Annotated in this window: 17 protein-coding genes; 8 read left to right on the plus strand and 9 right to left on the minus strand. The window is 63.5% G+C overall.

The features are described from left to right. Positions 1-80: 80 nt before the first annotated feature. Together dksA and YY7_RS0112680 are read right to left on the minus strand one after the other, a co-directional pair. Complete coding sequence (gene dksA / locus YY7_RS0112675) at positions 81-446, minus strand: RNA polymerase-binding protein DksA (protein ID WP_196237262.1); 366 nt, start codon at positions 444-446, stop codon at positions 81-83. Between the two features lie 326 nt (positions 447-772). Further along, the gene (locus tag YY7_RS0112680) at positions 773-1,186 is read right to left on the minus strand and encodes a flagellar assembly protein FliX (protein ID WP_028163574.1); all 414 of its coding nucleotides are present in this window, start codon (positions 1,184-1,186) and stop codon (positions 773-775) included. 267 nt (positions 1,187-1,453) lie between these two features. Between YY7_RS0112680 and YY7_RS0112685 the strand changes: the two genes are divergently transcribed. The 4 genes from YY7_RS0112685 (at position 1,454) to YY7_RS0112700 (ending at position 3,956) form a co-directional block, all read left to right on the plus strand. Further along, positions 1,454-2,578 (plus strand): flagellar basal body P-ring protein FlgI, encoded by a 1,125-nt coding sequence (locus YY7_RS0112685; protein ID WP_028163575.1) that lies wholly within the window; start codon positions 1,454-1,456, stop codon positions 2,576-2,578. Then, complete coding sequence (flgJ, locus tag YY7_RS0112690) at positions 2,578-2,934, plus strand: flagellar assembly peptidoglycan hydrolase FlgJ (protein WP_028163576.1); 357 nt, start codon at positions 2,578-2,580, stop codon at positions 2,932-2,934. The genes YY7_RS0112685 and flgJ overlap by 1 nt, the downstream gene beginning before the upstream one ends. A gap of 15 nt (positions 2,935-2,949) precedes the next feature. Further along, complete coding sequence (locus YY7_RS0112695) at positions 2,950-3,444, plus strand: hypothetical protein (protein WP_028163577.1); 495 nt, start codon at positions 2,950-2,952, stop codon at positions 3,442-3,444. 146 nt (positions 3,445-3,590) lie between these two features. Further along, the gene (locus YY7_RS0112700) at positions 3,591-3,956 is read left to right on the plus strand and encodes a flagellar protein FlaG (protein ID WP_028163578.1); all 366 of its coding nucleotides are present in this window, start codon (positions 3,591-3,593) and stop codon (positions 3,954-3,956) included. 95 nt (positions 3,957-4,051) lie between these two features. On the opposite strand, the gene YY7_RS0112705 is transcribed toward YY7_RS0112700, so the two are convergent. The 3 genes from YY7_RS0112705 to YY7_RS0112715 form a co-directional block, all read right to left on the minus strand. Next, positions 4,052-4,417, minus strand: a complete 366-nt coding sequence (locus YY7_RS0112705) for a hypothetical protein (RefSeq protein ID WP_028163579.1) — start codon at positions 4,415-4,417, stop codon at positions 4,052-4,054. A gap of 19 nt (positions 4,418-4,436) precedes the next feature. After that, positions 4,437-4,802: a flagellar biosynthesis regulator FlaF gene (gene flaF, locus YY7_RS0112710; protein WP_028163580.1), complete on the minus strand. Its 366-nt coding sequence runs from the start codon at positions 4,800-4,802 to the stop codon at positions 4,437-4,439. 206 nt (positions 4,803-5,008) lie between these two features. Then, entirely contained in the window at positions 5,009-7,471 is a 2,463-nt protein-coding gene (locus YY7_RS0112715) for a flagellin (RefSeq protein WP_028163581.1), read from the minus strand. 364 nt (positions 7,472-7,835) lie between these two features. Here YY7_RS0112715 and flbT point away from each other — a divergent pair, with 364 nt between their 5' ends. Next, positions 7,836-8,267 (plus strand): flagellar biosynthesis repressor FlbT, encoded by a 432-nt coding sequence (gene flbT / locus YY7_RS0112720; RefSeq protein ID WP_028163582.1) that lies wholly within the window; start codon positions 7,836-7,838, stop codon positions 8,265-8,267. 82 nt (positions 8,268-8,349) lie between these two features. Here the strand turns inward: flbT and msrB are convergent, their stop codons facing one another. Both msrB and YY7_RS0112730 read right to left on the minus strand, forming a co-directional pair. After that, positions 8,350-8,850 carry a peptide-methionine (R)-S-oxide reductase MsrB gene (gene msrB, locus YY7_RS0112725; protein ID WP_028163583.1) on the minus strand — a complete coding sequence of 167 codons (501 nt, stop codon included), beginning with the start codon at positions 8,848-8,850 and terminating at the stop codon, positions 8,350-8,352. Positions 8,851-8,923: 73 nt separating this feature from the next. Continuing rightward, positions 8,924-10,399, minus strand: coding sequence for an NAD(P)/FAD-dependent oxidoreductase (locus tag YY7_RS0112730; RefSeq protein WP_028163584.1), 1,476 nt, complete (start codon positions 10,397-10,399; stop codon positions 8,924-8,926). Positions 10,400-10,493: 94 nt separating this feature from the next. Between YY7_RS0112730 and YY7_RS0112735 the strand changes: the two genes are divergently transcribed. Further along, a complete protein-coding gene (locus YY7_RS0112735) occupies positions 10,494-11,036 on the plus strand; it encodes a SixA phosphatase family protein (protein WP_028163585.1) in 543 nt (180 codons plus the stop codon). 118 nt (positions 11,037-11,154) lie between these two features. Next, positions 11,155-11,580: a universal stress protein gene (locus YY7_RS0112740; protein WP_028163586.1), complete on the plus strand. Its 426-nt coding sequence runs from the start codon at positions 11,155-11,157 to the stop codon at positions 11,578-11,580. A gap of 8 nt (positions 11,581-11,588) precedes the next feature. Here the strand turns inward: YY7_RS0112740 and YY7_RS0112745 are convergent, their stop codons facing one another. Further along, positions 11,589-11,918 carry a DUF1127 domain-containing protein gene (locus tag YY7_RS0112745; protein WP_245287265.1) on the minus strand — a complete coding sequence of 110 codons (330 nt, stop codon included), beginning with the start codon at positions 11,916-11,918 and terminating at the stop codon, positions 11,589-11,591. An 84-nt stretch (positions 11,919-12,002) separates the two neighbouring features. On the opposite strand from YY7_RS0112745, the gene YY7_RS0112750 reads away from it, so the two are divergent. Beyond that, the gene (locus tag YY7_RS0112750; protein WP_028163588.1) at positions 12,003-13,346 is read left to right on the plus strand and encodes a PLP-dependent aminotransferase family protein; all 1,344 of its coding nucleotides are present in this window, start codon (positions 12,003-12,005) and stop codon (positions 13,344-13,346) included. Positions 13,347-13,352: 6 nt separating this feature from the next. On the opposite strand, the gene YY7_RS0112755 is transcribed toward YY7_RS0112750, so the two are convergent. Next, positions 13,353-13,958 carry a hypothetical protein gene (locus YY7_RS0112755; protein WP_035690002.1) on the minus strand — a complete coding sequence of 202 codons (606 nt, stop codon included), beginning with the start codon at positions 13,956-13,958 and terminating at the stop codon, positions 13,353-13,355. Between the last annotated feature and the right edge of the window lie 28 nt (positions 13,959-13,986).

A 13,986-nucleotide genomic window follows, 5' to 3' on the forward strand; every position in this document is an offset into this window, starting at 1 on the left:
TTGAGAATGGATGTCATCATGGCGGCGCGAAACTACCTCCGCCGGATGGCGGTTTCAATGGCACCGCCGCGAGCCCAACCCTATTCGTCGCGATAGACTTTTTCGCGCTTCTCGTGACGTTCCTGGGCCTCGACCGAGAGCGTTGCGATCGGACGAGCCTCGAGCCGCTTGAGGGAGATCGGCTCGCCGGTCTCCTCGCAATAGCCGTAGGTGTTGTCCTCGATGCGCTGCAGTGCGGCATCGATCTTGGAGATCAGCTTGCGCTGGCGGTCGCGAGCGCGCAGCTCGATCGCACGGTCGGTCTCGGAGGAAGCACGGTCGGCAAGGTCGGGGTGATTGACGTTCTCTTCCTGCAAGGTCTGCAGCGTGAGCTTCGATTCGCGGAGGATCTCATCCTTCCAGGCCAGCAGCTTGGCGCGGAAATAGTCGCGCTGACGCTCGTTCATGAAAGGCTCTTTTTCAGAAGGCCGGTAGTTCTTCAGCTTTTCCAAAGGCAGTCCATGTCCCTGTCAGGCGGACGAAAATGGGTCATCCGCGCGGCGCCTTATATAGCTACCTCATGTGACAGACAATATCGGTGCAACTGCTACGAATGGCCATTTCCACCCCCTTACACAGGCAAGTTGGCCCCGTTCCGCCGGGACCAGTCAGTGCGCTCGTCCGGCACCAGCATCCCCGCGCATGAAGGGGCCGGATCAGTCCTTTTTGCCCGGCCTGGGGAATTAAATCCGCGCTGACCGGACCGAACGAATTGCTATCAAGGCAACCGCCCTTAGGCCTGCCCGGCCTTGGCGAGCTCGACTTCGACGCGAAGCTCGATCTCGGACAGGACCGCATCGAGGCCGGGATGGCCGGAGGAGGATTTCAGGCTGGCGGCGGCATCGCGCAGGCGCGCCACGGTGGTCGCTTGCAGATTGCCGGCCAGAAGGCCGATCTTGAGCTCATCGAGCACATCGAGCGCGCCGCGGCCCCGCGCGACCGAGCGTTTGCGGCGTTCTATGGGGTCCTCGACGCCCTGAAGCGCAAGCAGCGCATCGATATTGCCGGCAGCCTTCGGCGCGGCGCCGGAGCGAACCTCGCCCGCCTCCGTCGAGGGTTCCGGCAGCGCGAAGCTGCTCGAACTGTTCCGCCGCGTGCTGCTCGCGGGCGTTCCAAGCGTGGTGCCGTTCGGTCCTGAGATGCGCATCGTCGATGATCCCGCGGGCGTGCTGGGCGGAACTTTCGCCCCCTTATGGTTAAGGGACCGTAAACGACCCGGCAAAATCTGCCGCCGGCCGGCAGTTTCGACTCCGCCGGAAAACGGAGCGCGAATGGCGATCGCGCAATTTCACTAAAGATATCAGTTATTTGATGCATCACCCCGCCATGGCACAGCCCTCGCATAGTGAAGGGCGGATCGCCGCTATGGGAGTGGCGTGCCGGTCCGATGGAAGACCTCGAGGGGAGCAAAGGGATGCCCGGCATCCGTTCGGCACACTATTTCGCAGCCGCCTGCGCCGCGTGGCTCGCGCTCGCGCTGACCGCTTTGCCGGCCGGAGCGACGTCGCGGATCAAGGACCTCGCCAATATCGAAGGCGTGCGGCAGAACCAGTTGATCGGCTACGGCCTCGTGGTCGGCCTCAACGGCACCGGCGATACGCTCAACAACATCCCCTTCACCAAGCAATCGCTGCAGGCGATGCTGGAACGGATGGGTGTCAACATCCGCGGCGCCACCATCCGCACCGGCAACGTCGCCGCCGTAATGGTCACCGGCAATCTGCCGGCCTTCGGCACGCAGGGCACGCGGATGGACGTCACGGTCTCCGCGCTCGGCGACGCCAAGGACCTGCGTGGCGGCACCCTGCTCGTCACCCCCCTGCTCGGCGCCGACGGCAATGTCTATGCGGTCGCGCAGGGCACGCTCGCGATCTCCGGCTTCCAGGCCGAAGGCGAAGCCGCCAAGGTCGTGCGCGGCGTCCCGACCGTCGGCCGCATCGCCAACGGCGCGATCATCGAGCGCGAGATCGAGTTCACGCTCAATCGCCTGCCCAATGTCCGCCTCGCGCTGCGCAATGCCGACTTCACCACCGCCAAGCGCATTGCGGCGGCGGTGAATGATTTCCTCGGGGTCAAGACCGCCGAGCCGATCGATCCCTCAACCGTGCAGCTCAACATCCCGGCAGAGTTCAAGGGCAACGTCGTCGCCTTCCTGACCGAGATCGAGCAGTTGCAGGTCGATCCGGATCTTGCGGCGAAGATCGTGATCGATGAGCGCTCCGGCATCATCGTGATGGGCCGCGACGTTCGCGTCGCCACCGTGGCGGTCGCGCAAGGCAATCTCACGGTGTCGATCTCCGAGAGCCCGCAAGTGAGCCAGCCCAATCCGCTGTCGCGGGGACGCACGGTGGTGACGCCGCGCTCGAATGTACAGGTTACCGAAGACGGCAAGAAATTCGCCGTGGTGAAAGACGGCGTCTCGCTGCAGCAACTCGTCGATGGACTGAACGGGCTCGGGATCGGCCCGCGCGATCTCATCAGCATCCTGCAGGCGATCAAGGCGGCCGGCGCGATCCAGGCCGACATCGAGGTGATGTGATGCAGAGCGGATTTGCCGACGTCCTCACCAATCCCTACCGCGCGCCGCGCGGCAATGGCCGCAACGACCCGCAACTTGCGGAAGCGCTGACCAAGGTCTCACCGGAAATGCAGGCCAAGGCCCGCGCGAAGGCGCAGGATTTCGAGGCGCTGTTTCTCAATTCGATGTTTTCGCAGATGACCAGCGGCATCAAGGGCGAAGGCCCGTTTGGCGATACGCCCGGCACCGGCGTGTGGCGCTCGATGCTGACGGAAGAATATTCGAAATCGTTCGCGAAATCCGGCGGCGTCGGCATTTCCAACGAAGTGTTCCGCACGCTGATCCTGCAGCAGGCAGGCGGCGCCAGCCAAGCTTAAGGAGATCAGGACAAGATGAACCAGCGTCTTCAATCGCGGCCGGCGCCGGCGCAAGCCGCGTCTGCAGCGTCGACACCTGCCGAAATCCGCAAGATCGCGGAAGAACTGATGGACGTGATGAGCGCGCTGCTCGGCATCACCGAGCGCGAGACGGAACTGGTACGTGCCGGCAAGGTACGCGAGGCGATGCTGCTGGAAGCGCAGAAATCGGAATTGTCGCGGCGCTACATGGTCGCGGTCGAGAACGTGAAGGCTGCGCAGAAGCAGCTAGCACAGGCAGCGCCCGATCTCTTGAACACGCTGCGCCGCCATCACGACACCTTCCGCGCGATGCTTCAGGTGAATCTGACTGTTCTCGCCACCGCGCATGCGGTGTCGGAGGGTATCGTGCGCGGCGTCAACAGCGAGATCCAGCGCCGCAACGTGCCGAATACCTACACCGCCGCCGGCCGGCGCGCCGCGCCTGGTCCGCGCCACATGACGCCGCTCGCGGTCAGCCGGTCGCTCTAATTCATTAAAATTGTCGCGCTGATGTAAGCGCGGCATTCAGCGCATTCCCTAACAACCTGTTGAGAGGTGTGGCCTATAGTTGCGGTTCATGGAGGGTTGGGATTTGACTCGAAGCATTAGCTAGTGCGCAGGCACTAGGAGGCGTGATGAGTACAGATTTCAGCATCAAGCCGGTCGGGGTACCGGTTGCGGCACCGATCACCGCTCCCGTTAGCGAAGCGGCGCGGAATGCCGTCCCAACCGAACTGCCGCCGAGCCGGAGCGTGACTGCGACGGATGCTGGCGCGCGCGCCAGCATCAATTCCAACGTCGTCAACGCGTCCGTTTCCAATCAAGTCATTATCGATCGCGACGCCGCTTCCGTTGTCTTTCAGGTCGTCGACAACCGCACGAGCCAGGTGGTGAGGCAGTTTCCCGAAGAGGCGGTGCTGCGCCGCCGCGCCTATTTCCGCACGCTCGACCTGACCAAGGAAGCGCCGACGCGTCTCGGCGCCACCGACCGCAGGGCCTGACGCTTCAGAGCGTTTTCGAGCGAAGTGGATACCGGTTCGCGTGAAGAAAACGCGTCAAACAAAAAATCTAAAGCTTCGGTTCTCGAAACGAAGCTCTAGCCCTGGCGCTTCGCGTAGGCCTGGTCGAGATACGTTCCCCCGGTCGCAGGATCGTTGACGACATTCTTGATCAGCGCCGTGCCGATCGCGGTCAGCGTAAACTTGGTATCGCCGATCCGGAACGACTGATCCTTAATCAGAACATCCTGGTACTTGCTGGTGCCCTCGCTCTCGTAGTGCACCTTGGCGCGGAAGCCCGTGACGTTCGAGACCTGAATCTTGAACGACTTGTTGTTGGCGTATTTGCCGGTCCAACTGCCCTCGTAGAGCTGAGGATCAACAGCTACATAGGGCGTCTTGGAGGGAACGTTCAGCCCGACGGCCTTGTAGTTGGCCGCCAGGATGCCCATCATGTCGGCCATTGCAGCCGCCCCACTCTGCCTAGGCGCGGCCGGCGAGGCCGGCGGCGAGGTTGCAGTTGATGTCGATCAGCGACTTCAGCTTCGCCGGATCCGGATTGATCTGCATCTCGACGGTCTGCTTCATCACGAATACGCCGATATTGGTGATGTTCTGGCGCACTTCGAGCGGCTGCGGATTGTCATTGGCCTGCGCAGCGCTCATGAAGATCGACCACAGGCGGCGATTGAACAGCAGCGCGTTCTGCATCGCCTTGTCGGGCCCATTCCAGTTCGTCTGAACTTCCTGAAGCTGTCGTGCAGCCTTTAGCAGCGCCTGCGCTTCGATTTCACGGGGGGACGCCGTCGTAGTTGACGTGCGTGCGTAGGCCTGAGCTGCGTTTGACATTCACGAACCTCGGTGGGAGCGGTTTGACCGCGGGGTCTCAAAAAGTGCCCAACTTTCATACAGACGGTGCCTTTAAATATGGTTAGCAAGGATTACCAAATGTGTCCGTTTTCCGGCGGAAGCCGCCACGCCACGCCTTAACCAAAACGAAGACGGCGGAGTTTCCTCCGCCGTCTCGCGCCATTCTTGATCTGGTGAAGCTGCGCTTAGCGGAGCAACTGCAGCACGCTCTGCTGGCTCTGGTTGGCAAGCGCGAGCGCGGAGACCGCGATCGACTGTCGGGTCGACAGCGCCTGGCTGTTGGCCGCTTCCTCGTTGGTGTCGGCCAGCGTCAGGTTGGAGGAGCCGGTCTGCAGCACGTTGATCAGGTTCTTCGAGAAGTCCTGACGGATCTGCACGATCGACAGGTTCGAACCGAAGGCCGACGCCTGGGCGCGCAGCGTGCTGCTGGCGTTGTTGAGCCCGCTCACCACCTTCTGCACGGAGTCGTTGTCCTTGAAGTCACCGGCCGACAGCGCCGCAAGGCCAAGGCCCGCGGAGTTGAAGTTGACGCCGGAGATCCCCAGCGTCGACTTGCCGGTTTCGTTGAAGGTCAGCCGCAACGTGTCGCCGGTGAGCAGGTTGACGCCGTTGAAGGAAGCATCCTGCGCCGTGGTCGTGATCTGGTTCAGGATGTTGTTGTACTGGGTGACCAGCGCGTCACGAGCGGCGCTGGCGTTCGGATCGACCACCGGATCGCTCGGGGTCTTGCCGAAGAACAACTGGCCCGAAAGAGCCGCAGTGCCGCTGATCAAGCCGATCGTGGCGGAGGCCGCGTCGTTCGAGGTGGTGATCGTCAGCGTGCCGTCCTGCGCCAGTGTGGCCTGTAGATTGTTCGACGACAGCGCCGCGTTGAGGTCGTTCAGCGAGTTGACGTGGCCCGGGCCGGTACCGCCGAAGGTGATGCTGGTTGCGACGCCGCCGCCGGTGGAGGCGATCGACAGCGTCTGGCCGTTGAGCGGAGACGGACCGGTGCCGCGGGCCTGGCTGACGCCGGTGCCGAGGCCGAGCGCTGCGAGCGCATCGGCGTTCGAACTCGTGATCGTCAGGTCGCTGCTAGCGCCGGTATGGAGCACGATGTGACCGCCGGCGACGGTCGACGGCGTGGAGCCGGTGCCGGTATTGCCTGACAACGTATCGATCTTGCTCAACAGGGTGGTGATGTTGTCGGTGATGTTGATGTGGTTATCATCGGCTGCACCCGTGGTCACGAAGCTCAGGAGCTTACCGTTGACTGTGATGGTGTCACCCGAGGAGAAGGCCGACTTCAACGCATCGCTGGTCGCAGTCGAAGCACCGGAAAGCAGAGTAGCGCCGGTGATCTCAGGTGTAGCAATGGGCGCGCGGGTCACGCTCGTGACACCGCTCAGGCCAAGCTTGCTCAACGTACCGGCAAGCGAGCCCGATAGGCTGAGGTCGTTGGTGGTGCCGGTATCGATATTGATCTGGCCAGTGCCATCGACCGTGGCGGTAACGCCGGGCGCGGCCTGATTGATCGCACTCAGGATGCTTCCGATCGTCCCGTCGGCGAGGCCGATCGAGTAGTTGTTGGCGGCGATCGAACCGGTAACGCCGGTGCCGGCGTGGAACTGGATCGTCTTGCCGTTGATCTGCAGGTAGTCCGACGTGGTGAGAGCAGAGCTCAACGCGTCGGAGCCCGGAGTCGCCGGCACGCCAATCAGCGTCGTTGCGGTGGCCGTTGCCGCAACGATCGAGCCGCCGCCGCGGTTGGTGGTGGAGATGCCGAGCGCGGTCGCCGCAGCGCCACCGGTGATGGTGACATCGTTCGTCGTGCCGGTTGCAATCAGGATGTGGCCAGTCCCGTCAACGGTGGCGGTCACACCGGCGCCCGCCGCGGTCCCGATCGCGGTAAGGATGTCACCGAACGTCGAGGTGGTGCCGGTGTTGAGGCCGATCGTGGTGTTGTTGCCGGTCGTCGTGGTCGCCGTCGCCGTCGCGCTGAAGGTGATGGTGTTGTTGTTGATGGTCAGCGTCTGGCCGGAGAGCGAGGCCAGAACGGCGGAATCAAGGTGGTTAGCGCCGCCAGAGTTGAGCGAGGTGAGGTTATTGACTGCCACCGCTGGCGGTCCTGCGTTGTCCTGCAGCGCAACCGTGCCGGTGGAGGTGTTGCTAGTGTAGGCGTTCTGGTGAGACGCGCCGATCGCGGTGCCGTTGGCGGTCGAAGCGGTATAGGTGACCGTCTGGTTGTTGACCTGGTTGGTGCCGGTGAACGCCGCGTCGATCGACGCGCCGGTGCCGAGCAGGTTCGAGGCCGTGGCGCCATTGATCTTGACGCTCACGCTCGACTTGGCGGAATAGCCGACGGTCGACTGCAGGGCCTGGGTCGCGACCGACTTGGCGCCGTCGACCAGCTTCTGCAGTGAGGTGATGCCGGTGTTGGCCGCCTGCAGCACCTGCACGCCGTTGCCGATGCCATCGAGCAGGTTGTTGATGTCGCTGGCGCGATTGTCGAGCGCGGCGGCGGTGAAGAAGTTGGTGGGGTTATCGAGGGCCGAGTTGACCTTCTTGCCGGTGGAAAGACGGCTCTGGGTGGTGGCGAGCAGATCGGCTGTCGACTGCAGCGAGAGGAGGTTCTGGCGTACCGATGCCGAAAGAACAATGCCGGACATTTTCATACCTTTCTGGTGTGAAACAGGAACAAGTCGCTTCCAATCTTTTTTGATCGGACGACGGCTCACCTTGGAACCAAGCCTCCTAAGAAAAAATGAATCTTCCTGGTCGGATTTCCGGCCAGCGAACAGCGCGAAAATGCTACGCAGCAGCACAGTTACTCCGGAGTACTACTGAATTTGCTGCGCCTTCGGACCGAAGGGCGAACACAGCAGGAATGGCGTTTACCAACTGTTAACCATGATCGGAAAGGATTGCGGCGCGATCGGCCGCCATCGGTCTTAACGGCGGACGCGCGCCAGACATGATTCGATTTCGTCGCAACGACGCATCGCGCGGGAATGGCGGCAGAGGAGAACGGGAATGGCATTGAAGGTCGAGCTGAAGCCGAACGAGCGGATCATCATCGGCTCCTGCGTGGTCACCAACACCGATCAGCGGGCTCGCCTCCTGATCGACGGCGACAGGATTCCGATCCTGCGCGAGAAGGACATTCTGACGCCGGAGACAGCCGACACGCCGGCCAAGCTGGTCTACCTCGCGGTGCAGCTCATGTATCTCTCGCCCGACCCGATGGCGCACCATCCGACCTATTTCAGCCTGGTGCGCGACATCATCACGGCGATGCCAAGCGGCTGGCCATTCATCGAAAACATCAACAACCACATCCTCAACGGTGACCTCTATCACGCGCTGAAGGAGTCCAAGAAGCTGATCGCACACGAAGAGGCCCTGCTGCAAAGCGCAAGGAAGCTCGACGCCCCCGCGCAGGAGGACCAGCGCAAGTCGGCGTGAGACGATCACACGATCAAGGAAAAAAGGCCTCCGAAAGGGAGGCCTTTTTTGTGCTCGTTCCATCTCGCGTGATCACGAGAACTCAGGTGGCCGAGGGGGCCGCCGGGTGGAAGACCAGCGCAAAACCATCCATGCAGTAGCGCAGGCCTGTCGGCTTCGGACCGTCGTCGAAGACGTGGCCGAGATGGCCGCCGCAGCGCCGGCAATGCACCTCCGTACGCGCCATGCCGAAGGTGCGGTCTTCCGTCGTGCCGACGGCGTTTTCGAGCGGCCGATAGAAACTCGGCCAGCCGGTCCCGCTTTCAAACTTGGTGTCGGAGGAGAATAGCGGCAGGTCGCAGCCTGCGCAGGCGAAGATGCCCTTGCGGTGCTCCTTCAACAGCGGGCTGGACCAGGGCCGCTCCGTGCCCTGCTTGCGCAGGATCTCATATTGCTGCGGCGTGAGCTGCGCGCGCCACTCGGCGTCGGTCTTCTCGATCTCGAATTTCTCGGCGGCCTGCGCCGGCGAACCACGCAGCCAGCGGAAAGCGGCGAGGCTGAACAGGCCGGCAACGGAAGCAAGCAGGAAACGGCGGTCAATCATGATGGTCTCCGTGGAGGCGGATGACGATTGTTCGCTGTCAGATACGGCACACCGGATTGCGACGTTACACCGGTCAGTCCCTGATCTCCTCACTTTTCTGCGAGCTTGAGCCATACGGCTCCTGCGGCACAGACGGTTGCGGGTGCGCAGTCCGCTGGCCACCAGGCGCCGGGCGGCGGCGCGGCGGCCGCGGCAGGGTGCCGTACTGGCGATTGGCCTCGGCGAGACGTGCGTTGCGGACGCGCTCCTTGGCGCGCACGCCCTCCCGATAGCGCGCCAGTGCGTTGGTGGCGGCGGAGGCGCCCCGCCCGAAAAGGCTGATCAGATGCGCCGCGATGCGGCCGGTCGTCCCGCCCGCCCAGACCAGTTCGAACGGCGAGAACAGCCGCCAGCGTTCGTCGCCCCACAGGATGCTGCGTGCGATCAACAGCCCGGCCATTGCCGAGGTGTTCATGCCCTGCCGGCCAAAGCCACTTGCGACCCAGAGGCCTTTGCGCAGCTCGCCGATCTGCGGCATGCCATGCACGGTCACGCCAACGGCGCCGCCGAAGACATCGTCGATTGCGACCTTGCCGAGTTGCGGAAAGACGGTCGCGATGCGGCGCTGGATGGCGGGCGCGAAACGCTGCGGCTTCGCGTTCCATGTCGTCTCCGGGCTCGCCCACATCAGCCGGTCGCCATCGACGATTCGGAAATGATCGATGCCGTCGCTGTCGCTGACCGAGCCGTGAAAGGCGAGCGCCTCCGCGAGCCGTTCGCCAAGCGGCTCGCTCACCGCCGCATAGCGCCAGACAGGCAGCAGCGTGTCCGACAGGCGCTGGAGCGGCGCGCCGAGATGAACATTGCCGGCGAGCACGATATGGGACGCTCGCAAGCGCGCCGAAGGCGTAACGATGCGCTTGCGGATGCCGGAGAAGTCGATGCTGACCACCGGCGTGTCCTCGAAAATGCGCGCCCCTGCCCGCTGCGCAAGCGCCGCCAAGCCATGCACATATTTGCGGCCGTCAACCTGAAACGCTTTGGGATAGTAGATGCCATGGAAATAGCGCTTTGTCCTGATGGTGGTGCGCACACGGTCGACCTGCCAGCCCTCGACCTCGGTCTCGAAATCCTCTGCCAGCGTCTGCAGCCGGCTGATCAGGGTCTCGCCGACATCGACGGTGGAAACCTGCAACGCACCCTCGCTGAACGCGATGCCCGGGATCAGTTCCTCGGTCGCGGTCGCGCGAACGTAATCGGCGCCGGCCTTCGACAGCGCCAAGAGTTCGCGGGCGTCTTCCAGGCCGACGCGTTCGATCAGCTCGGACAGCGGAAGATTGAATCCCGGCATCACCGTGCCGAGCTGGTTACCTGAGGCGTTCCAGCCGACCTGGCGGCCTTCGAGCACCGCAACACTGGCGCCAAGCCGCGCCGCCTCCCGCGCCACCGTCAGTCCGGCAAGCCCCGCCCCGACCACGCAGATATCGACGTCCAGCTCGACCGAAAGGCGCGAGGGGAACGGCATCGCAGCATCGCGATGGTCGGTCGCACTTGTGGAAGTCTCGCTCATGTCGTTTTCTTACGGACCGCGACACGGCTTGTCACCTTGTCGCGGGCATGAGCATGTAAGATTAATCCAGAACACGCCGAATTGAGATTGCGCCATGCGCCGTTTGATGCTGTTGCGTCACGCCAAGACCGAAACCGAATCGCCCACGGGCCAGGATCACGACCGGCGGCTCGACGAGCGCGGCCACCGTGATGCCGCGGAGATCGGCGCCTGGATCGGCCGGCATCCGCCATTTCCTGACCGCGTGCTGGTCTCGCCCGCGGTCCGGGCACATCAGACCTGGGAAGTCGCCTGGCAAGCGATGAAAGGGCTCGTATCGCCGCCAGACGTCGAGTTCCTACCGGAACTCTACGGCGCCGATCCGACCGACCTACTGCACACGATTCGGATGGCTTCGGCCAGCGACCCCAAGCGGCTGATGCTGGTCGGCCACAATCCCGGCATGCATGAGCTTGCCCTCACCCTCATCGGCAGCGGCGACGCATCTGCGAAGAAAGCGCTCGATCACAACCTGCCAACCTCCGGTCTTGCGATCTTCGACTTCCCGACGCACGACTGGACCGACGTGGCGTTCCGTCGCGGCAAGCTCGTACAGTTTGTCAGCCCGAAACTATTGAAGCAGACTTCGGACGACTAGCGCGTTTTCCAGCGAAGTGGATTCCGGTTCGCGTGAAGAAAACGCGTCAAAACTAGAGTCAAGGCAGGCGCGGGAATCGCCGCTTGCCGTGTCAATGTTGAGCGGACAGGAGGCGTGGATGTTCAAGTCCATTCTGGTGCCGATCGATTTGGCCGACACCGATCTGGCGAAGCCCGCGATCGCGACAGCGGCAACGCTCGCGGAAAACTGGAGGGGTACGGTACGCCTGCTCAACGTGCTGCCGATGACGCCGGTGATGCTGGCCGAATATGTGCCGGCCGATTTCGATACCCAACAGCGGCAGACCTCCGAGGAAGCGCTGGCGATCGTGGCCCGGGAAAGCGGCATCGAGCCATCGCGCATTTCCAGCGTGGTGCGACAGGGCGGCATCTATCACGAGATCCTAGAGGAAGCGGCGGCAATGCACGCCGACCTTATCGTGATGACCTCGCACCGCCCAGCGATGCGCACCTATTTCCTAGGCTCCAATGCCGGCCACGTGGTCCGCTACGCCAAGTGTTCGGTGCTGGTGGTGCGGCACTAACCCACGACCTATCTGAGCTTTCCCATCGCGGGATTGAGCGCCCCGCCAACGGCGGCCTCGATCTGGCAGCGTGAGATGCCGATGTCGCGCAGCGCGCGGTCATCCAGTCCGCGAAGTGTTTTGATGGCGGCGCGTCGCTCCAGATAGGTGAGCAGCGCATGCGCGCCCGCTTCGATCCGGCGAACCAGTCCGCCCAATGCGCCCGGCTGCGCGGGCTGGTCTGCGGCCGAGGATAGCGTCGACATCGTCTTCTCTCCGGCTTTCTCCCGCGCGGCAAAGCGATGCCGTCGGCGCAAATGCTGTCGCAGCGCCGTATTGACCTCGGATTGCTTGCGCATCCTCAGTACAATCGTAGGATTGATGCCCTCTACATGATCCGGTAATTATCTCGGTTCAAGCGAAACATTGTCCTCGGTGCAATAATGTCGAAGTTCGAATATTTGCGGCTTGCCGACGCCATCGCCGCCGAGATCGCCTGCGGCGCGCTGAAACCTGGCGACCGCCTGCCGCCACAACGCAGTTTCGCCTATGAGCGCAAGATCGCGGTGTCGACCGCGAGCCGGGTCTACACCGAGCTGTTGCGGCGCGGTCTCGTCGTCGGCGAAGTCGGCCGCGGCACCTTCATTTCCGGCGACGCGCGAGGCAGCATCGCGCCGTCGCCCGAGGCGCATGGCGCGCGCATCGACATGGAATTCAACTATCCGCTGCTGCCGCAACAGGCGGCGATGATCGCGAAAAGCCTGCAAGGGCTGGAGCGGACAGAGGCGCTCGAGGCCGCATTGCGGCCGTCGACCAGCACGGGCACGCAAACCGTGCGACAGGTCTCGGCGGCGTTCCTTGCCCGCAAGAACTGGTCTCCCGGCGCCGAGCAGATCGTCTTTACCGCCAACGGCAGGCAGTGCATCGCGGCCGCGCTCGCCGCGCTGGTGCCGCCGGGCGGGCGCTGCGGCGTCGAGGCGCTGACCTATCCCTTCATCAAGGGCATCGCAGTGCGGCTTGGCGTGACGCTGGTGCCGCTGGCGATGGACGAGCACGGCGTGCGGCCCGACGCGGTGCTGAAAGCGCACCGCGAGGCACATCTCACGGCGCTCTATCTGCAACCGACAATTCAAAACCCGCTGGGCATCACGATGCCGGCCGCGCGGCGCACCGATCTGCTACGCGTGGTCGAGAAGCTCGACCTCACCATCATCGAGGACACGGTCTACGGATTTCTCGACGATGAGCCGCCGCTCGCTGCGCTGTCTCCCGACCGCTGCATCGTGCTCGACAGCCTCTCGAAGAAAGTCGCACCCGGGCTTGCGCTCGGCTTCATCGTGTCTCCGCTACGGCTGCGCGAGATCATCATGGCATCCGTCCGCTCCGGCGGATGGACGGCGTCAGGCTATGCGTTTGCTGCCGGGCAGCGGCTGATGGGTGACGGCACCGTGTCCGAGCTCACGCGGCTGAAGCGGATCGACGCGGCGCGCCGCCAGCAGATGGCCGCAAAATTGCTCGCCGGGTTCGAAATCCAGGCCAATACCAAGGCCTATCATCTCTGGCTGACATTGCCGCCGCATTGGCGCTCGCAGACTTTCGTAGCCGCAGCCGCCCGTCGCGACATCGCGTTGACGCCGTCGACGACCTTCGCGGTCGCCCCGGGACATGCACCCAACGCGGTCCGTCTGGCTCTGGGCGCGCCGACGCTGGAGCAGCTCGAAACCGGACTCCGGGCGCTGTCGGGCATCTTGATCGCGAAGGAAGAAGATTTTGACGCGACCGAGTGAAGCGAGCTACGGCAGCAACGTATCCGGCAGATGATCGAAGCCGTAGCTGCGCGGCCGGTTGCGGCCGACGAAGCCGCCGATCTGCCAGGTGAACAGGACGGCGAAGCCAATCAGAAACAGCACCGCGATGAATTCGCCGGTGAACAACGCGCGCAGCAAAAGCCCGATCATCGCGACCGCCAGCACCGCCAACACCGCGAGCGCCGCCGCATAGGTCACAGGCCCGAGCCCGCCTGTCAGCACCGCCTTGCTGCCGGCCGCCTTCATCCGTCGGTGCAATTCCTCGATGAAGGCACGGTAGCCGTGGTCCTGCGGCGCCATCAGTGTCGCGGTCTGCCAGGTGGTCGAGAGGATGGCGAGGCGTCCGCCATTGGCATTCGCAATATCGGCACGGAAACGGCGCGACTGCATCGACACCGGACGGTATGAGAGGCGGACCGCCGAGATATCGCGATAAGACCAGACGCCGGAACGACCGGCGATGCGCCACGACAATCCGGCATCGGTCAATTCGAATTGATGCGCCGATCCGATCAATGATGCCTTGTAGGCATAGCGCGTCGGCGTGTCCTCGCCTCGCTCGGCGCTATTGTTGGCTGATGATTTCGGCAAATTCCACAACCCGGAGTATCGGCTGACC

Origin of the sequence: Bradyrhizobium elkanii WSM2783 (genome assembly GCF_000472865.1) — a bacterium.
In the GTDB taxonomy this organism is placed as follows: domain Bacteria; phylum Pseudomonadota; class Alphaproteobacteria; order Rhizobiales; family Xanthobacteraceae; genus Bradyrhizobium; species Bradyrhizobium elkanii_A.